Origin of the sequence: Morganella sp. HMSC11D09, from assembly GCF_001807955.1 — a bacterium.
GTDB classification, from domain to species: Bacteria; Pseudomonadota; Gammaproteobacteria; order Enterobacterales; family Enterobacteriaceae; genus Morganella; species Morganella morganii.
On the sequence record NZ_KV791672.1, the window covers coordinates 242,708 to 267,022 of the forward strand.

The following is a 24,315-nucleotide window of genomic DNA, read 5'->3' on the forward strand; positions in this document are numbered from 1 at the left end:
CTGAATCGTGCGCAATCTGAAAAAAAATTACAAAAAAGGTTTTTTTGTCGGCAAATTTGCGGTAAAGTTATTCGCGTAGGGTACAGAGGTAAGATGTTCTATCTTTCAGACCTTTTACTTCACGTAATCGGATTTAGCTGAATATTAGCTGCTCCGGTCAGACAATGTCTGACCGGAGCATTTTTTTTGCATAAAAAAACCCGCTGTCGCGGGCTTCTTCATGAGCGGATATTTCAGAGGATCACTCTGCGTCGCTTTCGCTGAACCAGGTGTCCAGTTTCAGACGTAATTTATCAATGCCGATTTTTTTCAGGGCGGAGAAATATTCCACCTGAATATCGCCGGTTTCACTCAGGTCAGTCAGTGCATCACGCACCGCCATCAGCTGCTTTTTACGTGCGCCGCTGGCCAGTTTGTCGGCTTTGGTCAGCAGTGCCAGAACCGGTACCTGCATAGCCACAGCCCATTCAATCATCTGCATATCCAGGTCTTTGAGCGGATGGCGGATATCCATCAGCACCACCAGACCGCGCAGACAGTCGCGCTTTTGCAGATATTCACCCAGCGCTGCCTGCCATTTGCGTTTCATCGCTTCCGGTACTTCGGCGTAACCGTAGCCCGGCAGGTCAACCACACGGCAGCCCTCAGTGACTTCAAACAGGTTAATAAGCTGGGTGCGTCCCGGGGTTTTACTGGTCCGCGCCAGGCTTTTTTGTTGTGTCAGTGCATTCAGTGCACTGGATTTTCCGGCATTGGAGCGACCGGCAAACGCCACCTCGATCCCCGTATCTTCCGGTAAATGGCGGATATCCGGTGCGCTGATGACAAAATGGGTCGCTTGGTAGTTGTGCGTTTTAATGGTCAAAATCTGTTCTCCTCAGGTCGAAACCGGGATGATTATAGCCTAATGCCTGTTGTTTAAGAACTGTGGCAGACAGATTACTGTGTCTGTTTATTCTCAGAGCGGAAAAAAGTAATAACAATAATCGGGCTGTGTGTGGTAACCGATATAATCCGGAAAAAACAAAGTCTTCCCGGTGGAAAAAACACGGATATTTACGCGCAAAAAGATAAAAAAACAGAGCGGTTTATTATCGGTTATACAGGCAGGTGTTATTTTTTATTTGGCATAAGTTGAATTTTTCATCAAAAAATGAAATTTACGCATAAAAATCAATATGATATTTATATTTACGCGTTAAATGCAATAAAAGCATCAGCAGAATGAACGGTTCCGTCTTATTTTACTAAATTACGGGCTGTGCGCAGAATATCATCAGTACAAATACGTGAAAAATTCTTATATTAATTAGTTATCCCGGCAGTAAAGGTAAATTAAAGTAAATCTGTGGCGCTCAGCGCCATTGCCCATTAAAATCGGTAAGATTAGTGTCAGTTTATTTCGTTGAAAGGAATTGGGAATGTTAAAACGTGTTTTAGTTACATTTGTGGCAGCCTGTACCCTCAGTGCAACGTCGCTGGCGTTCGCGGCGGAGCAGACGCATGTTAAATTTACCACCACCGCAGGCGATTTTGAAATTGCGCTGGATAATGAAAAAGCGCCGCAGACTGTGGAAAATTTCAAACAGTATGTCACCGATAAATTCTATGACGATACAACATTCCACCGTGTCATCCCGGGCTTTATGGTGCAGGGCGGCGGCTTTACGGCGGATATGAACCAGAAACAGACCCGCCCGCCGGTAAAAAATGAAGCGGATAACGGCCTGCGTAACCTGCGCGGCACCATTGCGATGGCGCGTACCGCAGATAAAGACAGTGCAACCAGCCAGTTCTTTATTAACGTAGCGGATAATGCATTCCTCGACCACGGCCAGCGTGATTTCGGCTATGCTGTGTTTGGTAAAGTCGTGAACGGCATGGAAGTTGTCGATAAAATCTCAAAAGTGAAGACAGAAAACATCGGTCCGTACCAGAACGTGCCATCGACACCGATCAAAATTATTTCTGCAACTATCGTAAAATAAACCGTATTTTCGTGCAGACTAAGGGGAATATTTCCGGATATTCCCCGTAAGCATGTCAAACTCCCTGATAGTCTGAATAAGACGATATCTGCCTCTGCGGCACCATGCCGCATTCGGGCTATTTTCTCTGTCCGGCTGTGGTATTATAGCCCGCTTCATGAAACTGTCTGTGCAATCCCCCGGGGTTGCAGGGTATTGTCAACGTGTGCCTGATACAGCAGTTTGAAAATAAAAAAGATAAATATATCAGTCGGATATAGATAATCATGCTATTAATTATCGATAATTATGACTCATTTACTTATAACCTGTATCAATACTTCTGTGAGTTAGGTGCAGATGTACAGGTTAAACGAAATGATGCCGTCAGCCTCAGTGATATTGAGCAATTATCGCCATCTCACCTGGTGATCTCACCGGGTCCCTGCACGCCGTCAGAAGCCGGTATTTCACTGGATGCGGTCAGCCATTTCGCCGGTGAAATCCCGATCCTCGGGGTGTGTCTCGGGCATCAGGCTATCGGCCAGGCATTCGGCGCGCAGGTGGTGAAGGCGCGTAAAGTGATGCACGGCAAAACCACAGCAATCCATCATAATCAGCAGGGTGTGTTCAAAGGGCTGAACCGTCCGCTGACCGTCACCCGCTATCACTCGCTGGTGATTGCCCCGGAAACATTGCCTGCCTCGTTTGAGGTTACCGCCTGGAGTCTGCATGACGGCAATGTGGATGAAATCATGGGGATCCGCCATAAAACCCTGCCGATTGAAGGTGTGCAGTTCCATCCGGAAAGTATTCTCAGTGAACAGGGGCATGAACTCCTGAATAATTTCCTGAAATACTAATCAGTTATCGCTTATTTTATCCCCGGTTCTGTTTTTTCATTCGTTTTGATTTGATTTTTTATTCATATTTGGTGATTATATTTTCACTTGTGGATAGATCAGGTAAGGAACGATGACAAAACAGAATGCGGTTACGCGCGGCACTTATGATGAAGTGATGCTGCCAATTTATGCACCGGCTGATTTTATTCCTGTCAGAGGTCAGGGAAGCCGGGTGTGGGATCAGAACGGCACTGAATATGTTGATTTCGCCGGTGGTATTGCCGTACTGGCGCTGGGTCATTGTCATCCGGCACTGGTCGCGGCCCTGAAAGCCCAGAGTGAATCGCTCTGGCATGTCAGCAATATTTTTACTAATGAACCGGCGCTGACACTGGCGCAGAAGCTGATAAAACATACGTTTGCGGAACGGGTTTTCTTTGCCAACTCCGGTGCGGAAGCAAATGAAGCCGCATTCAAACTGGCGCGTCATTATGCACTGACCCGTCATCATCCTTATAAAACCAAAATTATCGCTTTCCATCACGGCTTCCACGGCCGGACACTCTTTACCGTTTCTGTCGGCGGCCAGCCGAAATATGCCGATGGTTTCGGGCCGAAACCGGCTGATATCATTCATGTGCCTTTTAATGACCTTGATGCTGTTAAAGCAGTGATGGACGATCACACCTGTGCCGTGGTGCTGGAACCTGTCCAGGGCGAGGGCGGGATCACGCCGGCCACACCGGCCTTTATGCAGGGCCTGCGTGAATTGTGTGATAAACATCAGGCGCTGCTGGTATTTGATGAAGTGCAGAGCGGGATGGGGCGCAGCGGCAAACTGTTTGCCTATATGGATTACGGCATTGAGCCGGATATTCTGACCACGGCCAAAGCGCTGGGCGGCGGTTTCCCGATCAGTGCCATGCTGACAAAACAGGACATTGCACAGGTGATGGTACCCGGTACGCACGGTACAACCTACGGCGGCAACCCGCTGGCCTGTGCGGTCGGTAATGCGGCCTTTGATCTGATCAACGACCCGGCATTGCTGGCGGGGGTGAATGAGCGCCATCAGTGGTTTGCGGATGCACTGCAATCTCTGAACAGTACATTCGGTGCATTTGCGGAGATCCGCGGGAAAGGGCTGCTGATTGGTGCCGAACTGGCGGGCATTTACCGCGATCAGTCAAAAACCCTGCTGGGGCTGGCAGCCAAAAACGGCCTGATGCTGCTTAACGCCGGTACCAATGTTCTGCGTTTCACGCCATCGCTGATTATTGAAAAAGCCGATGTGGATGAAGGAATGAAACGGCTGGCGAAAACCCTGAATGATTTCCGGGAAATGCAGTAAACGGCGGGATTCAGAAACAAAAAAACAGGCGCAGATGCGCCTGTTTTGGTGATAAGGGCGGTCCGGATTAACGGGTGCCGTATACCACGATGGTTTTACCGTGTGCGGAGATCAGGTTTTGATCTTCCAGCATCTTCAGAATACGGCCGACGGTTTCGCGGGAACATCCCACAATCTGGCCGATTTCCTGACGGGTAATTTTGATTTGCATGCCGTCCGGATGAGTCATCGCATCCGGCTGTTTTGCCAGGTTCAGTAATGTCTGGGCGATGCGGCCCGTCACATCAAGGAATGCAAGGTTTCCGACCTTTTCTGATGTGGTTTGCAGGCGGCTTGCCATCTGCGCGGAAAGGCGCATAAGGATATCCGGGTTAACCTGGATAAGCTGGCGGAACTTTTTGTACGAGATTTCTGCAACTTCGCAGGCGCTTTTTGCCCGTACCCACGCTGTACGTTCCTGTCCTTCCTCAAATAATCCGAGTTCACCGATGAAATCACCCTGGTTGAGATAGGATAAAATCATCTCTTTGCCTTCTTCATCTTTGATCAGCACCGCAACAGAACCTTTTACAATATAGTAGAGTGTTTCTGCCTTTTCGCCCTGATGAATAAGCGTGCTTTTGGATGGATATTTGTGGATATGGCAGTGAGACAAAAACCATTCAAGCGTGGGGTCTGTTTGTGGCTTGCCGAGAACCATTCGCGTTATCCTCTGTTGTTAGTTATTGCAAACCGTTGTTTACGCTCTGCAATTATATAAAGTCTTAGCTTATCATATTAACTTGCTGAATTTCCGGCAAGTTAGTTTATTAAAATAGTATAATAATCCTCACGGAAAGATATTGATCTTAGCCATAGATAAATCCTTGCCGTGTTTTTAGCACAGGAAAACTGTCCTGTCTTCCACTGTCTCGCTTCAGCATAATAAACTATGGGATAGATTGCCAGCCCGTGAATGAAAGGGTAGTCTGTCGTGAATTATATTGATGATGAGGGTATAAAAATGGAAGCGCGTGTAAAGTGGGTTGAGAACATGACTTTCTTAGGGGAATCCGCGTCAGGACACCAGATTACAATGGACGGTAATGCCGGTGAAAAAGCTCCGAACCCGATGGAGATGGTACTGATGGCAACCGGCGGCTGCAGCGCCATTGATGTTGTCTCTATTTTGCAAAAAGGCCGTAATCAAGTCATTGATTGTGATGTAAAACTCACCGCTGAACGTCGTGAAACCGCGCCACGTTTATTCACTCATATTAATCTGCATTTTATTGTGACCGGCCGTGACCTGACTGAAAACGTTGTCGGGCGTGCCGTGCAATTATCCGCTGAGAAATATTGCTCTGTTTCATTAATGTTAGGCGAAAGTGTTAACATTACGCATAGTTTTGAAGTAAAGAATATTGAATGATTTTTTGAAATATTATTTTTATTTTTGAAAATAAACCGGGTAATACATTATTACCCGGTTTTTTTATCGCTTGTTTATTTGTTTTCCCTGCAATAATTGCTCTGCCAGCGGTGCCATTATTAATTCCATCGCCAGCCCTAATTTTCCGCCGGGGACGACGATGGTATTTGAGGCGGAAATAAAGGAGCCCTGAAGCATGGATAACAAATAGGGAAAATCGATTTTTTTCAGGCCGCGGAAGCGGATCACGGTAAAGCTTTCATCCTGTGACGGAATGGATTTGGCCGAGAACGGGTTTGAGGTATCCACCGTCGGCACCCGCTGGAAGTTAATGTGGGTGCGGGAAAACTGCGGGGTGATATAGCGGATGTAATCATCCATCGAACGCACGACAGAATCCATTACCGCCTCCCGTGAATGGCCGCGATCATTGGTGTCACGGACTAACTTCTGTATCCACTCCAGATTGACTATCGGTACCACGCCGACCAGCAGATCCACATGTCCGGCAATATCATGTTCCGGCGTGACCACGCCGCCGTGTAATCCCTCATAGAAAAGTACATCCGTCCCGGCAGGAAGTGCCTCGCGGGGGGTGAAGGTGCCGGGCAGCTGATTATAGGGCACGGCTTCATCATAGGTATGCAGGTATTTGCGGCGTTCGCCGCTGCCGTTTTCGCTGTACTGGCGGAATGTGCTTTCGAGCAGGCCAAAATCGTTGGCTTCGGGCCCGAAATAGCTGATGTGGCGGCCCTGCTCGCGGGCCTTGCGGATGGCGGCATCCATTTCCGGCCGCGTGTAACGGTGGAAACTGTCACCTTCAATAATGGCCGGAACCGCATCCAGTTGCTGGAAAATTTTACGGAAAGCCTGACTGGTGGTAGTGGTACCGGCTCCGCTGGAGCCGGTAACGGCGATAATCGGGTGGGTCCGTGACATGCGGCGTTTCCTCCGGCTGAATCAGCCGCGGAATTGTGCCGACGGCATGATGTTGAGTGTTTCGTGTAATTCTGACCAGACAATCACAATGTCGCCGTTTTTGAGTTGCGTGTAAAGATCCGCCACTTTATCACTGAGTGATTTTTCATGTTCGCCGTAGTCGGTGCCTTCGCGCAGCACCACACTTTCCAGGATACTTTCCAGTGTTTCCGGCGCGATATCCTGCCAGGGAATAATCATGGTGTCTCCTTTGCGGCCAGATGCGGCGCGAGCCATTCAGGGATGCGCTCCTCCAGCCATAAACGCGGACGGCGCCAGCTGCCGGACACAAAGCCGACATGGCCGCCGTGTTCGGTCATCTGGTACTCCACACACGGCGGCAGTTGTGACAGATCCGGCACCACTTCCTGTGCCATAAAAGGATCATCTTTGGCGTGGATGATCAGCATCGGCTTACGTACGGCTGGGAGTTTCGGCAGGGCACTGCAGCGGCGGTAGTAATCCGAGGCATCGCGGAAGCCGTGGATCCGTGAGGTGATAATGTCATCAAATTCGCGGATCCGTTTAATCGCGCGGATATGCAGCAGGTTTGTCGGCAGTGAATTCGGGTAGCGCACCAGTTTGCGGGTGGCATTACGTTTCAGCCCTTTCAGCAGATACCACTGATAAAAACGGGAAAAGCCTTTTTCCATTTTGAAAGAGCACGGCTCCAGCATCAGCGGGGCGGAAACCACAATACCTGCATCCACTGCGGCATTCTCACCCTCTTCGGCGAGATAACAGGCCAGCATATTGCCGCCGAGTGAATAACCGACCGCGCCGGTCGGTACTTTCCCGTAGGTATCCTGCAGCCAGTTCAGCAGATAACGGGCATCTTCGGTTTCACCGGAGTGGTAAATCCGTCTGGAGCGGTTCGGCTCGCCGCTGCATCCGCGAAAATGCATAACAACACCCAGCCAGCCCTGACGGGCGGCCGCAGCCAGGATACCGTGCGCATACGGGCTGCGGAAACTGCCTTCCAGCCCGTGAAAGATGACCAGCCGTGGTTTATGGCGTGCGGTATCGGGATCTTCGCTCCATGCAAGATCAATAAAATCATCATCCGGCAGTGTCAGGCGCTGCCAGAATGGTTTTATCGTCGGTTTCCGGCGGAAAATCCGGGGCAGCAACGTTTGCAGGTGCGGGTTGGTTGCCCAGGAAATCGGTTGAAAATGACTAGACATAGTTAGATTCGTAATGAAAAAACATCTCTTGTTTAATGAAAAACATACTGGTAATTTTCCGGGAAGAAAATGACCACGTTGCCGGATTACTCATGACCGCACATCTTTTTATCTCACTTTCCGTATTTATGTTTATCGCGGCAGTCACGCCCGGCCCCAATAATATGTTACTGACCGCCTCCGGTGCACAGCTCGGCTTTCGCCGTACGCTGGCACTGATGGCTGGTATTATGCTCGGCATGCAGACGGTATTATACCTTTCAGCCTTTGGTGTTGCGGCTATTTTACTGATTTATCCCAAATTGCATACTGCTATGAAAATTGCGGGTAGTCTTTACCTTCTGTGGCTTGCCAAAAAACTGGCTACCGCACCGTATCAGGAGCTTAATGAACCGCAGGTCAGTAAGGCCGTCACCTGGTATCAGGGGGCGCTGTTACAGTTTATCAATCCCAAGGCCTGGCTGATGGGACTGGGGGCGGTCGGCAGTTACAGCCTGAGCGGTGATGCGTATATGCTGTCTGTCGGAGTGATGAGTATTGTGATGGTCTCTGTGAATCTGGTTGCCGGGCTTATCTGGATCGGATTCGGTGCCTTTATCGGCCTTTTTCTGCGCAGCCGCAATGCCTGGTTCACCTTCAATATTGTGATGGGGTTACTCACCGCCGCCTGTGTGCCGCTCATCTGGCTTGAATAGCAGACATAATATAACCTGCGGAACAAAAACAGAAGCTGAATGAAAAACAGACCGCATTGCGGTCTGTTTTTTTATCGCTGCAGCGAAATCAGCTTAAATCCACATTCTTACTGCCGAACAGCAGGGTAAACAGGAATCCGGCCAGATAGGCGACGAGTAACCCGCCGGTATAGACCGCCATCCCCATGAAGATACCACTGTCGGATGTCATCACCGGAATGGCGATAATCCCCGATGGCCCGAAAACAGTATTCAGCCCGACCGGATAGCCGAACCAGGCGACAAGCCCGATAAAGAACCCGCCGGCTGCACCACCGCAGCAGGCAGTGATAAACGGCTTCACGCGCGGCAGGGTCACGCCGTAGATTAGCGGTTCGCCGATGCCGAGGAAGCCCGGGATAATTGCTCCCCGGATTTGATTACGCAGCACCGAGTCTTTTTTCGCGCGGACATACAGTGCCAGCGCAGCACCGACCTGACCGGCACCCGCCATGGCGAGGATCGGGAACAGGGAGTTAAAACCCTGAGTGCCGACCAGCGCGGTATACACCGGGATAAAGCCCTGGTGGATACCAAACATCACCGCTATCAGGAACAGACCGGCGAGAACAGCAGCGCCGAACGGGTTAGCGTTAAGGTGCATAAACAGCCAGGACATGCCGTCAAACAGCCAGACGCCGACCGGCATAATCACAATAAAGGTCAGTGCGCCCATAATCAGCAGGGTGATGGCGGAGGTCAGAATGATATCCAGGTTAGCAGGGATAAAACGCCGCACCTGCCGTTCCACCCATGCACCGGTGATGGTGGCGATCAGAATACCGATAATGTTACCGCGCGGGTCAATGCCGTGACCGAAGAACGTTTCCATACCGGAGTAGAAACCTTTGGTCGCCTGCGGATCATAACCGAGGATAAACAGTGCCGCGATGATCGCACCATTGACACCGGATCCGCCGAAGGCTTTCTGCGCGTTATAGCCGATCAGGATCCCCATAAAGGTAAACAGCCCTTTGCCGAAGACCTTCATGTAACTGAGCACTTCGACCAGTGTGCCGTTCGGGGACGGATTTCCGGTGACCCAGAGCGATTCAAACAGTGTGGCAAAGCCGAGCAGCAGACCCACACCGATAAACCCGGGAATGAGCGGGGTAAAAATAGTGGCGAATTTGGCGAGAAAACGCTGTACCGGGTTTGTTTGTTTTTCTTTCAGATGCTGCTTCTGATCAGCGGCAATCTCTTTCAGGCTGCGGCTGTCCGGTTCACTGCCCGGTACATGCTCATCCAGATATTTCTGCATCAGCTCTGCGGCGGTTTGTGCTTTGCCCGGCCCCAGCACAATCTGGAACTGCTCATCACTTTCAATCACACCCAGCACGCCCTCAATTTTTTTGATGGCGATTTTATCCGCCAGCTGTGTGTTGTTCAGTGTCAGACGCAGGCGGGTCATACAGTTACCGCTCTGTGCCACGTTACCCGGACCGCCGATGGCATCCAGAATCTGTATGATGGTTGACTGATTGATTTTGGCCATGGTGATTACCTTGCGTTAAGAGTGCGCCGCGCCGGTCAGCGCGTCACGGATAAACCCCTGATGCTGTGCCAGCAGGGCTTTGGCGTCACCGGCACTCAGCTGTGCCAGGATCATCACGATGGCGGTCTTGCAGTGTCCGTCACAGGCGGCAAGGGCTTGTTCTGCGGTCGCTCTGTCACATTCCGTTGCGGCCATCACAATACGTTTCTGCCGCTCAACCAGTTTGGCGTTGGTCGCTTCCACATCCGCCATCAGGTTGCCGTACACTTTCCCGGAGCGGATCATGGCGCCGGTGGTGATCATATTGAGTATCAGTTTCTGGGCGGTGCCGGCTTTCATGCGGGAGGAACCGGTAATGACTTCCGGGCCGACCACCGGTGTGATGGCGATACCGGCCAGACGGCTCATTTCACTGTCCGGATTACAGCTGACAGCGGCTACCGTTGCACCGAGTGACAGTGCGTATTCCATACCGCCCAGCACATAGGGGGTACGGCCGCTGGCGGCGATCCCGACTAACACATCTTTTTCATTGAAATTCAGGGCTTTCAGATCACTCACCGCCAGTTCGCGGTTATCTTCCGCATTTTCAACGGCTTTCAGGATAGCTTTGTGACCACCGGCAATCAGACCGACCACCTGCTCTGCCGGGGTGCCGAAGGTCGGCGGACACTCACTGGCATCCAGTATCCCGAGACGGCCGGAGGTGCCCGCGCCCATATAAATCAGCCGTCCGCCCAGGCGGAATGCCTGTGCCACCGCATCCACCACCTGTGCCACCTGCGGCAGTGTTTTTTCCACGGCAAGGGCCACGGTCTGGTCTTCGCGGTTAATCACCCGCAGCATATCTAATGTCGGCAGGCTGTCGATATCCGCGCTTGCCGGGTTGCGGCTCTCGGTAATCATTGAGGTTAAGTCAATCTTCATGCGTGATCCTTTGTATAAGATATAATCGCATGCTAGAGAATTAAATATTCTTTTTGTGTGAGAATTATCACAGAGTAATCTATTCAACTATGATGCTATAGCAGGAATAGTTTCATTTCCCATCATCATTTTATTTTTTATATTTAATTGAATATAAATGTATTTTTTATTAGTCAGATACGTCCTTTATCAGGAATAATTCGTCATTTTAGTTAAAATAATTTATTCCTTTTTTATTCTCCGCAGAAGGAAAACAGGTACACATGGCGATCCTGACAAAAATCAGCTGGGTAAAAGCAGAGCTGGCGACCAATCAGCAGCATATTGCCGATTTCATCCTGGCGCAGCCGGAAGAAACCGTGACACTTTCCTCCCAGGTACTGGCGGAGCGGGTGGGCGTGAGTCAGTCCGCTATAGTGAAGTTTAGTCAGAAACTGGGATTTAAGGGTTTTCCGGCACTGAAAGTCGCTATCAGCGAAGAGATTGGCCGCAACCGGGTGCTGGCAGCTAATCAGCAGCAGGCGCTGCATAACCGGATAGAAGCACATGATCCGCTGCTGGTGATCGCGCAGAAACTGGCACAGGAAAAGCAGAATTCCATTACGGAAACCACACGGCGGCTCGATTTTGAACAGATGGCAGAGATTGTCGCCTGTCTGGATAATGCCCGCTGTATTCAGGTCGCCGGTATCGGCGGCTCCGGGCTGACGGCGAAAGATCTGGCCTATAAACTTCAGAAAATCGGGCTGATGACACTGGCGGAAGCCGATCACCATATCCAGATCGCTTTTTCCCAGACGCTGACCGAAAAGGATGTGCTGGTGGTATTGTCATTCAGCGGCAAACGCAAGGATATGCTGGTCACCGCCGCCACGGCGAAAAAACAGAATGCCACGCTGATTGCGATTACCGGGAACCGTCAGTCACCGCTGGCAAAAATGGCGGATTATGTGCTGGAAACGGTCGCGGAAGAAAACGAGTGGCGCAGTTCGTCTATTTCTTCACGGACGGCGCAGAATACAGTGACGGATCTGCTGTTTATGGCGCTGTTACAGCGGCGGGAAGAGCAGGCGCGGCGGCTGGTGATCAATGCCCGCACCATGATTAACAGCCTGGACGGCTGATAAGAAAAGAGAGCGGCAGGGGCCGCTCTTTATCATTTACTGATTTTCAAAGGCCTGTGTCATGGCTTCGAGGTTTTCCTGAATCTCCATCCAGGCCATTTCCGCCTCTTCCAGCTCAGCTTTGAACTGCGCCTGTTCCTGAAGGCAGGTGTTCAGCTCGGCTTTGCGGGACTGATCATACAGGCCGCTGTCACCGAGTTTTTCCTCAATCACGGCAATGGCGTCCGATAACCGGCTCATGGTTTTTTCCAGTTTCTCAGATTCTTTGCGCAGCGGCTGAGTCTGCTGGCGGAATTCCGCCTCACGGCGTTTCTGCTCTTTGCGATCCTGCGCGGTGACGGTATTTTTTTCCTCGCCGTTTTCCGCCGCCGGCTCCGCACTCTGGCGCATCTGTTTCTGACTGTCTGCCAGCCAGCGCTGATAATCATCCAGATCGCCGTCAAACGGCTCGACCTGACCATCATGCACCAGGTACAGATCATCGGTGGTGGATCGCAGCAGGTGACGATCGTGGGAAACCACGACGATCGCACCCTCAAATTCGATCAGGGCTTCGGTCAGCGCCTGGCGCATATCCAGATCCAGGTGGTTTGTCGGTTCATCGAGCAGCAGCAGATTCGGGCGCTGCCAGATAATCATCGCCAATACCAGACGCGCTTTTTCCCCGCCGGAGAAACGGCCGGTGTTATCGGTCACCTGATCACCTTTGAAACCATAACCGCCGAGGTAATCACGCAGTTGCTGTTCGGTCTGATCCGGCGCCAGGCGCACCATATGCTGTAACGGGGATTCATCCGCCCGTAAAAATTCCAGCTGATGCTGGGCGAAATACCCCAGTTTGATGCCTTTGGCGAGACCAATTTTGCCCTGTAACGGCTCCAGTTCACCGGCGAGCATTTTAATCAGGGTGGATTTACCTGCGCCGTTACGGCCGAGCAGGCCGATACGCGAACCGGGCACCAGGTTCAGTTTGATATTATCCAGCACCACTTTCTCACCGTATCCGGCGCTGACTTTTTCCATTTTCAGCAGCGGGTTCGGCAGTGCCTCAGGCGGGCGGAAACTGAAACGGAACGGGTTATCCGCCAGTGCCTGGGCAATCATCTCCATGCGCTCCAGCATCTTCAGACGGCTTTGTGCCTGCTTGGCTTTGGTCGCCTGAGCGCGGAAACGATCGACATATTTCTGCAGATGTGCGCGGCGTAACTGCTGGCTTTCATACTGTGCCTGCTGCTGGGCCATTTTCTCGGCACGCTGCACCTCAAAGGAGGAGTAGTTACCGGTGTATTCAAACAGGCCGTTTTGTTCAATGTGCAGGACTTTATCAATGATCGGATCGAGGAAATCGCGGTCATGGGAGATCAGAATCAGAGTGCCGGGATAGCTCTTCAGCCATTTTTCCAGCCAGATCACCGCATCGAGATCCAGGTGGTTGGTCGGTTCATCGAGCAGCAGCAGATCAGAGCGGCAAATCAGTGCCTGTGCCAGGTTCAGGCGCATCCGCCAGCCCCCGGAGAAGGCCCGTACCGGGGTGTCCAGCTGTTCCTGTGAGAATCCCAGCCCGTGCAGCAGTGTGGCGGCACGGGAACGGATGGTCCAGGCATCGAGGGTGTCGAGCTGGCCGTGGATCACGGCAATGGCGTGGCCGTCATTCTGTTCATTCGCCTGCTGTAATTTTGCCTCAAGCTCACGGAATTCGCGGTCACCGTCAATGACATACTCGATCGCCGGTTCATCCAGTGCCGGGGTTTCCTGGTTAACCCAGGCCATGGACCAGTTTCCCGGAAATGACACACTGCCTGCTTCAGCCTGTAATTCGCCCTTAAGCAGTGCCAGCAGCGTGGATTTACCGCAGCCGTTTTTTCCCACCAGTCCGACTTTCTGGCCCGGATTGATGGTGGCCGTTGCGTTGTCGAGCAGAACACGGACGCCGCGGCGAACCTGAAGTGAAGAGAAAACAATCATAAATATCGATAGGGTAAGTAATTGAGAGTAAAATTAATGTAATTCGTGCGTTGTCAGCAGCAAATCACCCGTCAGCAGGCGAGGAGTATCGTTGCAGCGGGCATAGTAGCGAAAATCACAAAGATTCTCACGTTTTTAAGAGGAAGTGATGATAAATAATCCGACTATATTACTGATTTACGCCCATCCGGAACCGCATCACTCCATCGCCAACAAGGCGCTTATCTCTGCGGCGTCGGAACTCGGGCATGTGACGGTGCATGACCTGTACGGCACCTATCCGGACTTTTTTATCGATATCCGCCATGAGCAGGAACTGCTGCGGCAGCATGACATCATTGTGTTTCAGCACCCGCTGTACACTTACAGTTGCCCCGCGCTGCTGAAAGAGTGGTTTGACCGCGTGCTGACCCGTGATTTCTCCGGTGAACAGGGCGGCAGACAGCTGTCCGGCAAATACTGGCGCCAGGTGATCACAACAGGGGAACCGGCGGAAGCTTATCAGCACGGCGGCTATAACCGTTTTCCGATCAGTGAGTTACTGAGACCGTTTGAGCTGACGGCGGCACTGTGTGAAATGCACTGGCTGGCACCGGTTATTCTCTATGCCGCACGCCGCCAGGGAAAAGCCATGCTGCATGAGCAGGCGCAGGCGTATTGTGACTGGCTGCGGGCACCGCAACTGACCGGAGGGCGTAAAAATGGAGCCAGCTGACGGCAACCTGCTGCATGCAGGCATTGTGTTTCTCGCGGCAGCCGTGGTGATGGTGCCGGTGGCGCAGCGGCTGCGTATCGGCGCGGTACTGGGATATCTGCTGGCGGGGATTGCTATCGGCCCGTGGGGGCTGGGCTTTATCAAGAACGTCAATGAGCTGCTGCACTTCTCTGAGCTTGGTGTGGTGTTCCTGATGTTTCTTATCGGGCTGGAGCTGAATCCGCGTGAACTGTGGAAACTGCGGCGATCTATTTTCGGTACCGGCACCGCGCAGGTGGTGTTCTCCGCCCTGATCCTCGGGGTGCTGCTCTGGCTGACGGATTTCTCCTGGCAGGCGGCAGTGGTCGGCGGGCTGGGAATGGCGATGTCCTCCACAGCGATGGCATTACAGCTGATGGATGAAAAAGGCATGACCAACAACGACAGCGGTCAGATGGGATTCTCAGTGCTGCTGTTCCAGGACATGGCAGTGATCCCGATTCTTGCGGTGATCCCTCTGCTGGGCGGGGAAACGGCGGGCAGTGACTGGTATCGCATCGGTATCAAGATTCTGGCCTTTGCCGGACTGCTGATCGGCGGACGCTATCTGCTGCGGCCATTGTTCCGGCTGGTGGTAAAATCCGGGGTCAGTGAAGTCTTTACCGCCGCCTCGCTGCTGGTGGTGATCGGCTCTGCGGTGTTTATGGAGCAGCTCGGGTTTTCCATGGCGCTCGGAACATTTATCGCGGGTGTGATGCTGGCGGATACGGAATACCGCCATGAGCTGGAGATCACCATCGAGCCGTTTAAAGGGCTGCTGCTGGGGATGTTCTTTATTTCTGTCGGTATGTCACTGAATATCGGCGTGCTGTGGCAGTATCTGCCGCAAATTCTGCTGGGTGTGATTGTACTGGTGAGCGTCAAAATGACGGTGCTGTATCTGCTGGCACATCTGACCTGCCGGCGCAGCGGGCGCTTACAGTTTGCCGGGGTGCTCAGTCAGGGTGGGGAATTTGCATTCGTGCTGTTCTCGGCGGCGCTGGCCAGCCGTGTGATTACGGATCATCAGATGGCGCTGCTGCTGGTGGTGGTCACCCTTTCCATGATGACCACGCCGCTGCTGATGCAGGGCATCGATATGATTCTGGCGCGCCGTTACAATAATGCCGAACCGGGAACGGGCGAAACCCCGTTTGTGGAGGATAACCACCCGCATGTGATTCTGGTCGGTTTCGGGCGGATGGGGCAGGTCATCGGCCGCCTGCTGATGGCGAACAAAATACATCCGACGGTACTGGAAAAAGATGTCAGCGCGGTCAGTGCCATGCGCCGTTACGGCTATAAGGTTTATTACGGGGATGCGACAGGACTCGCATTGTTGCGCTCTGCCGGGGCAGAGACGGCAAAGGTGATTGTCATTACCTGTGATAAGCCGGAAGATACTATGACCATTGTGCAGTTGTGTCAGGAGCACTTCCCGCATCTGCAGATTATTGCCCGCGCCCGGGGACGGGTGGAGGCACACGAGCTGCTTACACACGGCGTAACACAGTTCAGCCGCGAAACCTTCTCGTCAGCGCTGGAACTGGCGCGCAAAACCCTGATCGGGCTGGGCACGCATCCGGCGGAAGCACACCGGGCGCAGCAATTATTCCGCAGGCTGGATATGCAGTTGCTGCGTGAGCTTATCCCGCAGGCGGAAGAGGAAATTTCGCATATCTCCCGCGTGAAAGAGGCGCGGCGCGAGCTGGAAAATCTGTTTGATAATGAAATGAAACGGGAAAAACATCTGCCGGACAGCTGGAACCTGACGGAAGACTCACCGGGCAGCGGACGGACAGAGACAGGAGCAGAAAAATGAGTAACCGGAAACGGTTTATTGCGGGTGCGGTATGCCCTGAGTGTCAGGCACAGGACACCCTCGCCATGTGGCGTGAGGATAATGTGGACGTGGTGCAGTGTGTGACGTGCGGCCATCTCGAACGCCGGGCGGACGCGCATGCGGAGCAGCATGTGCGCAAAGATGAACAGGTGATTGGTATCTTTACACCGGGGGAATAACAGGCTGCTGCTTTTCACAGAGAATTTGGGGGAATTTGTCCCAAAACAGATACAGTGGCTGTAAATTCCGTTACAATCGGCGCGTTAATTAAAATCTTATCCCCCGCGGATGTGTAGGAGATACCATGAAAGTAGCAAAAGACCTGGTAGTGAGCCTGGCTTATCAGGTAAGAACAGAAGACGGTGTATTAGTTGATGAGTCTCCGGCAAGTGCTCCGTTAGACTATCTGCACGGTCGCGGCGCGCTGATCAGCGGGCTGGAAAGTGCACTGGATGGCCGTGTTGCCGGTGATGTGTTCGACGTTGATGTCGGCGCAAACGACGCTTACGGTCAGTATGACGAAAACCTGGTTCAGCGCGTACCGAAAGACGTTTTCGTCGGTGTTGATGAGCTGGAAGTCGGCATGCGTTTCCTGGCAGACACCGATATGGGCCCTGTGCCGGTTGAAATCACCGGTATCGAAGGTGACGAAGTGATCGTTGACGGCAACCATATGCTGGCCGGTCAGAACCTGAAATTCCACGTCGAAGTTATCGGTGTGCGTGAAGCAACAGCAGAAGAGCTGGAGCATGGTCACGTTCACGGTGAAGAAGGCGGCTGCTGCGGTGGTCACGACCACGGCGAAGAAGGCGGTTGCTGCGGCGGCGGTCATGGTCACGATCACGACCATGGTCACGAACACGGTGAAGGCGGCTGCTGCGGCGGTGGCGGTCACGGTAAAGGCCACGGTAACGGCGGCTGCGGTTGTCACTGATAACCCGCATCTGAACCGGACAAAAAAAGCGCATTCTGACGGATGCGCTTTTTTTATACCTGTGTTTTATCAGTAGTGCGGTGGCGGCACTTCTTCTGACAGCGGTGCCACATTTGAGCCCGGAGTGGCTTTCAGGCGTTCGGTCAGCAGGCGGAGCCTTTCATTCAGCCGGGTGATATCCATCTGCTGCTGTGTTACCACCTGATTGAGTTCCTCAATGGTCAGATCCTGAAAGGCGGTTTTGCTTTCAAGCTGTTCGAGGCGTTGTTCAAGTTCCAAAAGGTCCATCGTTTTCTCCTGTCTGAGACGGGGATTACTGTGTAAAAGTATGTAATATTCCTGTGAAATACACTTAGTGTGAGAGGATATCTTTTATTGGGGGGTTACTATGAAACCTCTTTTTGCTAAGGTTGTCTCAGCATCACAAAACCGTGACATTATGATGTCGCCCGGTGACGGCTGCAAGGACTCTCTGACGTGATCTGCTGTGAGGTACGTCCTGTAACTGTTGCAAAACTTATGGAGAAAAGGATGAAATCACTGTTTAAAGCGACTGTTGTCGCAACCTCGCTGGCAATGACATTAGGTATGTCACAGGCTTATGCGGATACCGCGCCGAAAAAAGAAGAAGTGAAGCTGAACAGCGCATTTAAAACCGCAAGTCAGCAGAATGCTTATGCGCTGGGTGCGTCACTGGGCCGTTACATGGAAAATGCCCTGAATGAGCAGAAATCCATTGGCCTGGATCTGGATCGCGATCAGATGATGGCGGGTGTTCAGGATGCATTCAATAATAAAAGCAAACTGAGTGATGAAGAGATCAACCAGACGCTGCGCGGCTTTGAAGAGCAGGTGAAAGGTGCCGCTCAGGAAAAAATGGCGCGCGAGGCGACTGAAAACAAAGCAGCCGGTGACAAATACCGTGCCGCATTCGCTAAAGAAAAAGGCGTTGAAAAAACCAAGAGCGGTGTGCTCTACAAATCTGAGAAAGACGGTAACGGCGCATCTCCGAAAGAGACTGACACCGTTGTTGTTCACTATAAAGGCGCATTAATTGACGGTACCCAGTTTGACAGCTCTTACGACCGTAACGAGCCGCTGACTATCCGTCTGGACAGCGTAATCAAAGGCTGGACCGAAGGTTTGAAGCAGATGAAAAAAGGCGGTAAAGCCAAATTGGTCATCCCGCCGGAAGCAGCTTACGGCACCGACGGTGTTCCGGGGATCCCTGCCAACTCCACCCTGGTCTTTGACGTCGAGTTACTGGATATCAAACCTGCGGCCAAATAAGCCCTGCTGATACCGGAAACTGACAAAAACCCGCGCCCTGTTGTGCGGGTTTTTGTTTCCGCAACGATCAGGATTATGAAAAATTTGCAAAACATCCGTGTTTTTTTGTATTTTTTACCAGAATTTGATCACCTCAGGCGCAAAACGGCCTGTTTTTCGCTATAACTTAACCTGCGGGTACCTGCACAGAACCGGAAGCCCGTCATTTGCTGCTTTCCTGCACCCGGGAAATCCGGGTATATAATTGATACATGATGACAGGGTAATCCTCCTCCTGCAGTGAAAGATTACAGATGAGTAAAACCAACGACGTTCACACGTTACAAAGAGTGGTGTATTAAATGTCTAACCCAGTATTATTTAATGACAATGATTCGGATTACATTGTAAATCATCCGTTTACTGAAACGGATTATGAGATCCTGAAATCCTATGAGGCGGCTGTTGATGGCCTGGCGCTGCTCATCGGTGAGCACTGTGAAATCGTTCTCCACTCACTGGAAGATCTGAAGCGCTCAGCGGTGAAGATCGCAAACGGTCATCACACCGGCCGTAAAGTCGGTTCCCCGATTACCGACCTCGCGCTGCGCATGCTGCACGACATTACAGATGAAGACTGCAGCACCTCGAAAGCCTATTTCACACGGGCGAAAACCGGGGCACTGATGAAATCGCTGACGATTGCTATCCGCAATAAATCACGCCGTATCATCGGGCTGCTGTGTATTAACATGAACCTGGATGTGCCGTTCTCCCAGATTGTTCAGACGTTTATCCCGAAAGAGCTGGCAGAAGAGACCTCCAATGTGAACTTTGCCTCTTCCGTTGAAGACCTGGTGGCACAGACACTGGAACAGACGATTGAAGAAGTGAATGCCGACCGCAACGTGGCAAACAACGCGAAGAACAAACAGGTGGTACTGAACCTGTATGAGAAAGGGATATTTGATATCAAAGATGCCATCAACCTTGTGGCGGTGCGTCTGAATATCTCCAAACACACGGTCTATCTCTACATCCGCCAGTTTAAAAACGGCGAGTAAGGCAGCACGGAGCAATGACACCGTTATCTTACTGCCTGCTGGTTACCGGCCCGGCCTACGGCACACAGCGTGCCGGCAGCGCGTTGCTGTTTGCACAGCATGTGATTGCGGCCGGACACCGGATTCAGTGTGTGTTTTTTTACCGCGAAGGGGTCAGCAACGCCAATGTGCTGACATCACCGGCCGGGGACGAAACCGACATGGTACGTCAGTGGCAGCAGCTTGCCCGCGATAACGGTATTCAGCTGGCAGTCTGTGTGGCAGCGGCGCTGCGCCGCGGTGTAACCGATGCCGCACAGGCGGAGTCGCTGAAACTGGCGGCAGCCAATCTGGCGGACGGTTTTTCCCTCAGCGGCCTGGGAACTCTGGCGGAAGCCATGATGACCTGTGATCGCGTTATCCAGTTTTAGGGAGATCCGGTGAAACGTATCGCATTTGTTTTCAGAAGTGCACCTCACGGCAGCAACAGCGGCCGGGAAGGGCTGATGCACTGCTGGCAACCAGTAATTATACGGAAGAGATTGCGGCCTTTTTTGTGTCTGACGGGGTACTTCAGTTATTACCGGAACAGACACCGGCAAAAATCCTCGCCCGTGATTATATCTCCACCTTCAAAGTCCTGCCGCTGTACGATATTGATGAGTGCTACTGCTGTGCGGAGGATATGGCCGCACGCGGGTTATCCCCGGAGACGCCGTATATCCTGCCGGTCACCTGCCTGAGTGCGGCGGAACTGGCCCGGAAACTGGCGGCATTTGACGCCGTGGTGTCATTTTGATCTACTTACGGTGAGCAAGATGCTATATACTGTCAGCCAATCGCCATTTCGTACTGATATCCAATCATTACTGAATCTGTTATCCCCTGAGGATGACATCCTTTTTACCGAAGATGGCGTAATCGCAGCAACGGAAGGTAACCCGTTGTTGCAGGCGCTTATTCAGTCGGGTCATATTCCCTGTGTGTTGCGGGAGGATGCCGAAGCACGCGGTTTATTACCGTTCCTTTCGGGCAAAGTGAGAATCACAGACTATACTGGTTTTGTGGAGCTCACGGTCACACACACGCAACATTTTGCGTGGGAATAGCAAATATCATTGTATATTTCTTGACACCCTGTTGCGTCAGCAATAAAATTTCGCGTCCTCGTGTTTTGTCTTTGACAGATACGAGGCACAAATCCGTGTTTACGAAGCAAAAAACCAGGAGCTTTTTTTATAATGGCAACGATTAATCAGCTGGTTCGCAAATCCCGTAGCTCGAAAGTTGTGAAAAGCAACGTTCCTGCACTGGAAGCATGCCCGCAAAAACGTGGCGTATGTACTCGTGTATATACCACCACACCTAAAAAACCTAACTCAGCACTGCGTAAAGTATGCCGTGTACGTTTAACCAACGGTTTTGAAGTTTCTTCATACATCGGTGGTGAAGGTCATAACCTGCAGGAACACAGCGTGATCCTGATCCGCGGTGGTCGTGTTAAAGACTTACCGGGTGTTCGCTACCACACTGTTCGCGGCGCACTGGACTGTTCCGGTGTTAAAGACCGTAAACAAGCTCGTTCTAAGTACGGTGTGAAGAAGCCAAAAGCTTAATGGTTCTCCGTTAAGTAAGGCCAAACATTTATCGCATTAATGTCAAATAAACTCATTGAGTTTTGGACAACCCTGAATTAACAACGGAGTATTTCCATGCCACGTCGTCGTGTAATTGGTCAACGTAAAATTCTGCCAGATCCTAAGTTCGGATCAGAGCTGCTGGCCAAATTTGTAAATATCCTGATGGTAGACGGTAAAAAATCTACCGCAGAATCAATCGTATATACCGCGCTTGAGACCCTGGCTCAGCGTTCAGGTAAAGAGCACCTGGAAGCATTCGAAATCGCACTGGATAACGTGCGTCCGACTGTCGAAGTTAAGTCCCGCCGTGTTGGTGGTTCTACTTACCAGGTACCGGTTGAAGTTCGTCCGGTCCGCCGTAATGCATTAGCAATGCGCTGGATCGTTGAAGCTGCCCGTAAACGCGGTGATAAGTCCATGGCTCTGCGCCTGGCAAATGAATTATCCGATGCAGCTGAAAACAAAGGCACTGCCGTTAAGAAACGTGAAGACGTTCACCGTATGGCAGAAGCTAACAAGGCGTTCGCACACTACCGTTGGTAATCAAACCGTAGTGAATTGTGTATAGGGTAGCCGTAAGGCTGCCCGACCAAATTAAACGAACGTCCAAGAGAGAGGAAAAAATGGCTCGTCAAACACCCATTTCACGTTACCGTAATATCGGTATCAGTGCACATATCGACGCCGGTAAAACCACCACAACAGAACGTATTCTGTTTTATACAGGTGTGAACCATAAAATTGGTGAGACCCACGAAGGTTCAGCAACGATGGACTGGATGGAGCAGGAACAAGAGCGTGGTATTACTATCACCTCCGCAGCAACCACTGCGTTCTGGTCCGGTATGGGCAAACAATTTGAACCACACCGCATCAACATCATCGACACCCCGGGGCACGTTGACTTCACAATCGAAGTAGAACGTTCCATGCGTGTTCTTGATGGTGCTGTAATGGTTTACTGTGCCGTTGGTGGTGTTCAGCCACAGTCTGAAACCGTATGGCGCCAGGCAAACAAATATCATGTACCTCGTATCGCGTTCGTTAACAAAATGGACCGTATGGGTGCAAACTTCCTGAAAGTTGTTGATCAGATCAAAACCCGCTTAGCGGCTACTCCGGTTCCTCTTCAGTTAGCTATCGGCGCTGAAGAATCATTCACCGGTGTTGTTGACCTGGTTAAAATGAAAGCGATTCAGTGGAGTGAAGAAGACCAGGGCGTTACCTTCGTCTACGAAGATATCCCGGCAAACATGCAGGAATTAGCTGCTGAATGGCACCAGAATCTGGTTGAAGCCGCAGCTGAAGCCTCAGAAGAGCTGATGGAAAAATATCTCGGCGGTGAAGAACTGACTGAAGCTGAAATCAAATCAGCATTACGTCAGCGCGTACTGGCGAACGAAATTATCCTGGTAACCTGTGGTTCTGCATTTAAGAACAAAGGTGTTCAGGCGATGCTGGATGCGGTTGTTGAGTACCTGCCATCTCCGACAGAAGTTCCTGCAATTAAAGGTATTCTGGACGACGGTAAAGATACCCCGGCTGAGCGTCACTCTTCTGATGAAGAGCCGTTTGCATCTCTGGCATTTAAAATTGCAACCGACCCGTTCGTGGGTAACCTGACGTTCTTCCGCGTGTACTCTGGTGTTGTTAACTCCGGTGATACCGTACTGAACCCGGTTAAATCCAAGAAAGAACGTTTCGGCCGTATCGTTCAGATGCACGCTAACAAACGTGAAGAGATTAAAGAAGTTCGCGCTGGTGACATCGCGGCTGCTATCGGTCTGAAAGACGTCACTACAGGTGATACTCTGTGTGCGATTGATGCACCAATCATCCTGGAGCGTATGGAATTCCCTGAGCCGGTAATCTCCGTTGCAATCGAGCCGAAAACCAAAGCTGACCAGGAAAAAATGGGTATCGCACTGGGCCGTCTGGCACAGGAAGATCCATCATTCCGCGTATCAAGTGATGAAGAGACTAACCAGACTATCATCGCCGGTATGGGTGAATTACACCTGGACGTTCTGGTCGACCGTATGCGTCGTGAGTTCAAAGTTGAAGCGAACGTGGGTAAACCACAGGTTGCTTACCGCGAAGCAATCACTATGAAAGTGACTGATATCGAAGGTAAACACGCTAAACAGTCCGGTGGTCGTGGTCAGTACGGTCATGTTGTTATCGACATGTACCCGCTGAACAAGAAAGATGCCGAAGGCGTCAACATGGAATACGAATTTGTCAACGAAATCAAAGGTGGTGTGATTCCTGGTGAATACATCCCTGCGGTTGACAAAGGTATCCAGGAGCAGCTGAAATCTGGTCCGTTAGCAGGCTACCCTGTTGTTAACATGGGTGTTCGTCTGCACTTCGGTTCATACCATGATGTTGACTCCTCTGAACTGGCGTTTAAACTGGCAGCATCTCTGGCGTTTAAAGACGGCTTCAAAAAAGCGAAACCAGTTCTGCTGGAACCAATCATGAAAGTTGAGGTGGAAACACCGGAAGACTACATGGGTGACGTCATTGGTGACCTGAACCGTCGTCGCGGTATGATCGAAGGTATGGATGACATGCCTACCGGTAAAATCGTCCGTGCGCAAGTGCCACTGTCTGAAATGTTTGGTTATGCAACTGACCTGCGTTCACAGACTCAGGGCCGTGCTTCTTACTCCATGGAATTCCTGAAGTATAATGAAGCGCCAAACAACGTAGCTCAGGCTGTTATTGAAGCTCGTAATGCAAAATAATCGGTAACTTACCGGTTTAACTCGTTAATTTCAGTCCCTTCTCACAGTGAAGAAGGGACTTCATAAGGAATAGAGTCGTGTCTAAAGAAAAATTTGAACGTACGAAACCGCACGTTAACGTT

Annotated in this window: 26 protein-coding genes and 1 pseudogene; 18 read left to right on the forward strand and 9 right to left on the reverse strand. The window is 51.4% G+C overall.

Features of this window, described 5'->3' with window-relative positions:
* Positions 1-241: 241 nt before the first annotated feature.
* Positions 242-865: a ribosome biogenesis GTP-binding protein YihA/YsxC gene (yihA, locus tag HMPREF3119_RS07240; RefSeq protein ID WP_004236522.1), complete on the reverse strand. Its 624-nt coding sequence runs from the start codon at positions 863-865 to the stop codon at positions 242-244.
* A gap of 556 nt (positions 866-1,421) precedes the next feature.
* Between yihA and ppiA the strand changes: the two genes are divergently transcribed.
* From ppiA to HMPREF3119_RS07255, 3 genes are all read left to right on the forward strand, one after another.
* Positions 1,422-1,988, forward strand: a complete 567-nt coding sequence (ppiA, locus tag HMPREF3119_RS07245) for a peptidylprolyl isomerase A (RefSeq protein WP_004236521.1) — start codon at positions 1,422-1,424, stop codon at positions 1,986-1,988.
* Between the two features lie 266 nt (positions 1,989-2,254).
* On the forward strand, positions 2,255-2,830 hold the full coding sequence (locus HMPREF3119_RS07250; RefSeq protein WP_004236520.1) for an aminodeoxychorismate synthase component II: 576 nt from the start codon (positions 2,255-2,257) through the stop codon (positions 2,828-2,830).
* Positions 2,831-2,942: 112 nt separating this feature from the next.
* Positions 2,943-4,163: a bifunctional acetylornithine/succinyldiaminopimelate transaminase gene (locus HMPREF3119_RS07255; protein WP_024473599.1), complete on the forward strand. Its 1,221-nt coding sequence runs from the start codon at positions 2,943-2,945 to the stop codon at positions 4,161-4,163.
* Positions 4,164-4,230: 67 nt separating this feature from the next.
* On the opposite strand, the gene crp is transcribed toward HMPREF3119_RS07255, so the two are convergent.
* The gene (gene crp, locus HMPREF3119_RS07260; protein ID WP_004240730.1) at positions 4,231-4,863 is read right to left on the reverse strand and encodes a cAMP-activated global transcriptional regulator CRP; all 633 of its coding nucleotides are present in this window, start codon (positions 4,861-4,863) and stop codon (positions 4,231-4,233) included.
* Positions 4,864-5,166: 303 nt separating this feature from the next.
* Here crp and HMPREF3119_RS07265 point away from each other — a divergent pair, with 303 nt between their 5' ends.
* Positions 5,167-5,574, forward strand: a complete 408-nt coding sequence (locus HMPREF3119_RS07265; protein WP_015422409.1) for an OsmC family protein — start codon at positions 5,167-5,169, stop codon at positions 5,572-5,574.
* 63 nt (positions 5,575-5,637) lie between these two features.
* On the opposite strand, the gene HMPREF3119_RS07270 is transcribed toward HMPREF3119_RS07265, so the two are convergent.
* From HMPREF3119_RS07270 to HMPREF3119_RS07280, 3 genes are read right to left on the reverse strand one after another with little or no spacing between them, the layout of a single operon-like run.
* Positions 5,638-6,513 (reverse strand): phosphoribulokinase, encoded by an 876-nt coding sequence (locus HMPREF3119_RS07270; protein ID WP_004240728.1) that lies wholly within the window; start codon positions 6,511-6,513, stop codon positions 5,638-5,640.
* Positions 6,514-6,534: 21 nt separating this feature from the next.
* A complete protein-coding gene (locus tag HMPREF3119_RS07275) occupies positions 6,535-6,753 on the reverse strand; it encodes a YheU family protein (RefSeq protein WP_004236514.1) in 219 nt (72 codons plus the stop codon).
* Positions 6,750-7,736 (reverse strand): hydrolase, encoded by a 987-nt coding sequence (locus HMPREF3119_RS07280; RefSeq protein ID WP_015422410.1) that lies wholly within the window; start codon positions 7,734-7,736, stop codon positions 6,750-6,752. The genes HMPREF3119_RS07275 and HMPREF3119_RS07280 overlap by 4 nt, the downstream gene beginning before the upstream one ends.
* A 92-nt stretch (positions 7,737-7,828) precedes the next feature.
* Between HMPREF3119_RS07280 and HMPREF3119_RS07285 the strand changes: the two genes are divergently transcribed.
* The gene (locus tag HMPREF3119_RS07285; protein ID WP_036413539.1) at positions 7,829-8,431 is read left to right on the forward strand and encodes a LysE family translocator; all 603 of its coding nucleotides are present in this window, start codon (positions 7,829-7,831) and stop codon (positions 8,429-8,431) included.
* A gap of 88 nt (positions 8,432-8,519) precedes the next feature.
* On the opposite strand, the gene murP is transcribed toward HMPREF3119_RS07285, so the two are convergent.
* Both murP and murQ read right to left on the reverse strand, forming a co-directional pair.
* Positions 8,520-9,965: a PTS N-acetylmuramic acid transporter subunit IIBC gene (gene murP / locus HMPREF3119_RS07290; RefSeq protein WP_004236511.1), complete on the reverse strand. Its 1,446-nt coding sequence runs from the start codon at positions 9,963-9,965 to the stop codon at positions 8,520-8,522.
* Positions 9,966-9,980: 15 nt separating this feature from the next.
* Positions 9,981-10,892, reverse strand: coding sequence for an N-acetylmuramic acid 6-phosphate etherase (gene murQ / locus HMPREF3119_RS07295; RefSeq protein WP_015422411.1), 912 nt, complete (start codon positions 10,890-10,892; stop codon positions 9,981-9,983).
* Between the two features lie 263 nt (positions 10,893-11,155).
* Here murQ and HMPREF3119_RS07300 point away from each other — a divergent pair, with 263 nt between their 5' ends.
* Positions 11,156-12,016, forward strand: coding sequence for an SIS domain-containing protein (locus tag HMPREF3119_RS07300; protein WP_004236509.1), 861 nt, complete (start codon positions 11,156-11,158; stop codon positions 12,014-12,016).
* Between the two features lie 36 nt (positions 12,017-12,052).
* Here HMPREF3119_RS07300 and HMPREF3119_RS07305 read toward each other — a convergent pair whose 3' ends face one another.
* Positions 12,053-13,981: an ABC transporter ATP-binding protein gene (locus HMPREF3119_RS07305; RefSeq protein WP_070579145.1), complete on the reverse strand. Its 1,929-nt coding sequence runs from the start codon at positions 13,979-13,981 to the stop codon at positions 12,053-12,055.
* Positions 13,982-14,129: 148 nt separating this feature from the next.
* On the opposite strand from HMPREF3119_RS07305, the gene kefG reads away from it, so the two are divergent.
* From kefG to slyD, 4 genes are all read left to right on the forward strand, one after another.
* On the forward strand, positions 14,130-14,696 hold the full coding sequence (gene kefG / locus HMPREF3119_RS07310; protein WP_004236507.1) for a glutathione-regulated potassium-efflux system ancillary protein KefG: 567 nt from the start codon (positions 14,130-14,132) through the stop codon (positions 14,694-14,696).
* On the forward strand, positions 14,683-16,536 hold the full coding sequence (kefB, locus tag HMPREF3119_RS07315) for a glutathione-regulated potassium-efflux system protein KefB (protein WP_004236506.1): 1,854 nt from the start codon (positions 14,683-14,685) through the stop codon (positions 16,534-16,536). Before kefG ends, kefB begins: the two co-directional genes overlap by 14 nt.
* On the forward strand, positions 16,533-16,736 hold the full coding sequence (locus HMPREF3119_RS07320; protein ID WP_046024786.1) for a YheV family putative zinc ribbon protein: 204 nt from the start codon (positions 16,533-16,535) through the stop codon (positions 16,734-16,736). The genes kefB and HMPREF3119_RS07320 overlap by 4 nt, the downstream gene beginning before the upstream one ends.
* Positions 16,737-16,861: 125 nt before the next feature.
* A complete protein-coding gene (gene slyD, locus HMPREF3119_RS07325) occupies positions 16,862-17,491 on the forward strand; it encodes a peptidylprolyl isomerase (protein WP_004236504.1) in 630 nt (209 codons plus the stop codon).
* Between the two features lie 69 nt (positions 17,492-17,560).
* Here the strand turns inward: slyD and HMPREF3119_RS07330 are convergent, their stop codons facing one another.
* Positions 17,561-17,779, reverse strand: coding sequence for a SlyX family protein (locus HMPREF3119_RS07330; RefSeq protein WP_004240722.1), 219 nt, complete (start codon positions 17,777-17,779; stop codon positions 17,561-17,563).
* A 243-nt stretch (positions 17,780-18,022) separates the two neighbouring features.
* Here HMPREF3119_RS07330 and fkpA point away from each other — a divergent pair, with 243 nt between their 5' ends.
* From fkpA to fusA, 8 genes and pseudogenes are all read left to right on the forward strand, one after another.
* Positions 18,023-18,781, forward strand: a complete 759-nt coding sequence (fkpA, locus tag HMPREF3119_RS07335; RefSeq protein ID WP_004240721.1) for an FKBP-type peptidyl-prolyl cis-trans isomerase — start codon at positions 18,023-18,025, stop codon at positions 18,779-18,781.
* 341 nt (positions 18,782-19,122) lie between these two features.
* A complete protein-coding gene (locus HMPREF3119_RS07340) occupies positions 19,123-19,824 on the forward strand; it encodes a helix-turn-helix transcriptional regulator (protein WP_004236501.1) in 702 nt (233 codons plus the stop codon).
* 14 nt (positions 19,825-19,838) lie between these two features.
* On the forward strand, positions 19,839-20,234 hold the full coding sequence (tusD, locus tag HMPREF3119_RS07345; RefSeq protein WP_004236499.1) for a sulfurtransferase complex subunit TusD: 396 nt from the start codon (positions 19,839-19,841) through the stop codon (positions 20,232-20,234).
* A gap of 9 nt (positions 20,235-20,243) precedes the next feature.
* Positions 20,244-20,602: pseudogene (gene tusC, locus HMPREF3119_RS07350) on the forward strand (sulfurtransferase complex subunit TusC).
* 19 nt (positions 20,603-20,621) lie between these two features.
* Positions 20,622-20,912 carry a sulfurtransferase complex subunit TusB gene (tusB, locus tag HMPREF3119_RS07355; protein WP_024473585.1) on the forward strand — a complete coding sequence of 97 codons (291 nt, stop codon included), beginning with the start codon at positions 20,622-20,624 and terminating at the stop codon, positions 20,910-20,912.
* Between the two features lie 132 nt (positions 20,913-21,044).
* Entirely contained in the window at positions 21,045-21,419 is a 375-nt protein-coding gene (rpsL, locus tag HMPREF3119_RS07360; protein WP_004236497.1) for a 30S ribosomal protein S12, read from the forward strand.
* A 96-nt stretch (positions 21,420-21,515) separates the two neighbouring features.
* Positions 21,516-21,986: a 30S ribosomal protein S7 gene (gene rpsG, locus HMPREF3119_RS07365; protein ID WP_004240719.1), complete on the forward strand. Its 471-nt coding sequence runs from the start codon at positions 21,516-21,518 to the stop codon at positions 21,984-21,986.
* A gap of 80 nt (positions 21,987-22,066) precedes the next feature.
* Complete coding sequence (gene fusA / locus HMPREF3119_RS07370) at positions 22,067-24,193, forward strand: elongation factor G (RefSeq protein WP_004236495.1); 2,127 nt, start codon at positions 22,067-22,069, stop codon at positions 24,191-24,193.
* Positions 24,194-24,315: the final 122 nt, after the last annotated feature.

Excerpts from the sequence above, each read along its gene's own strand:
- ppiA (WP_004236521.1), top strand. The coding sequence starts at position 1,422 with ATGTTAAAACGTGTTTTAGTTACATTTGTGGCAGCCTGTACCCTCAGT.
- HMPREF3119_RS07250 (WP_004236520.1), top strand. The coding sequence starts at position 2,255 with ATGCTATTAATTATCGATAATTATGACTCATTTACTTATAACCTGTAT.
- HMPREF3119_RS07255 (WP_024473599.1), top strand. The coding sequence starts at position 2,943 with ATGACAAAACAGAATGCGGTTACGCGCGGCACTTATGATGAAGTGATG.
- crp (WP_004240730.1), bottom strand. The coding sequence starts at position 4,863 with ATGGTTCTCGGCAAGCCACAAACAGACCCCACGCTTGAATGGTTTTTG.
- HMPREF3119_RS07265 (WP_015422409.1), top strand. The coding sequence starts at position 5,167 with ATGGAAGCGCGTGTAAAGTGGGTTGAGAACATGACTTTCTTAGGGGAA.
- HMPREF3119_RS07270 (WP_004240728.1), bottom strand. The coding sequence starts at position 6,513 with ATGTCACGGACCCACCCGATTATCGCCGTTACCGGCTCCAGCGGAGCC.
- HMPREF3119_RS07275 (WP_004236514.1), bottom strand. The coding sequence starts at position 6,753 with ATGATTATTCCCTGGCAGGATATCGCGCCGGAAACACTGGAAAGTATC.
- HMPREF3119_RS07280 (WP_015422410.1), bottom strand. The coding sequence starts at position 7,736 with ATGTCTAGTCATTTTCAACCGATTTCCTGGGCAACCAACCCGCACCTG.
- HMPREF3119_RS07285 (WP_036413539.1), top strand. The coding sequence starts at position 7,829 with ATGACCGCACATCTTTTTATCTCACTTTCCGTATTTATGTTTATCGCG.
- murP (WP_004236511.1), bottom strand. The coding sequence starts at position 9,965 with ATGGCCAAAATCAATCAGTCAACCATCATACAGATTCTGGATGCCATC.
- murQ (WP_015422411.1), bottom strand. The coding sequence starts at position 10,892 with ATGAAGATTGACTTAACCTCAATGATTACCGAGAGCCGCAACCCGGCA.
- HMPREF3119_RS07300 (WP_004236509.1), top strand. The coding sequence starts at position 11,156 with ATGGCGATCCTGACAAAAATCAGCTGGGTAAAAGCAGAGCTGGCGACC.
- HMPREF3119_RS07305 (WP_070579145.1), bottom strand. The coding sequence starts at position 13,981 with ATGATTGTTTTCTCTTCACTTCAGGTTCGCCGCGGCGTCCGTGTTCTG.
- kefG (WP_004236507.1), top strand. The coding sequence starts at position 14,130 with ATGATAAATAATCCGACTATATTACTGATTTACGCCCATCCGGAACCG.
- kefB (WP_004236506.1), top strand. The coding sequence starts at position 14,683 with ATGGAGCCAGCTGACGGCAACCTGCTGCATGCAGGCATTGTGTTTCTC.
- HMPREF3119_RS07320 (WP_046024786.1), top strand. The coding sequence starts at position 16,533 with ATGAGTAACCGGAAACGGTTTATTGCGGGTGCGGTATGCCCTGAGTGT.
- slyD (WP_004236504.1), top strand. The coding sequence starts at position 16,862 with ATGAAAGTAGCAAAAGACCTGGTAGTGAGCCTGGCTTATCAGGTAAGA.
- HMPREF3119_RS07330 (WP_004240722.1), bottom strand. The coding sequence starts at position 17,779 with ATGGACCTTTTGGAACTTGAACAACGCCTCGAACAGCTTGAAAGCAAA.
- fkpA (WP_004240721.1), top strand. The coding sequence starts at position 18,023 with ATGAAATCACTGTTTAAAGCGACTGTTGTCGCAACCTCGCTGGCAATG.
- HMPREF3119_RS07340 (WP_004236501.1), top strand. The coding sequence starts at position 19,123 with ATGTCTAACCCAGTATTATTTAATGACAATGATTCGGATTACATTGTA.
- tusD (WP_004236499.1), top strand. The coding sequence starts at position 19,839 with ATGACACCGTTATCTTACTGCCTGCTGGTTACCGGCCCGGCCTACGGC.
- tusB (WP_024473585.1), top strand. The coding sequence starts at position 20,622 with ATGCTATATACTGTCAGCCAATCGCCATTTCGTACTGATATCCAATCA.
- rpsL (WP_004236497.1), top strand. The coding sequence starts at position 21,045 with ATGGCAACGATTAATCAGCTGGTTCGCAAATCCCGTAGCTCGAAAGTT.
- rpsG (WP_004240719.1), top strand. The coding sequence starts at position 21,516 with ATGCCACGTCGTCGTGTAATTGGTCAACGTAAAATTCTGCCAGATCCT.
- fusA (WP_004236495.1), top strand. The coding sequence starts at position 22,067 with ATGGCTCGTCAAACACCCATTTCACGTTACCGTAATATCGGTATCAGT.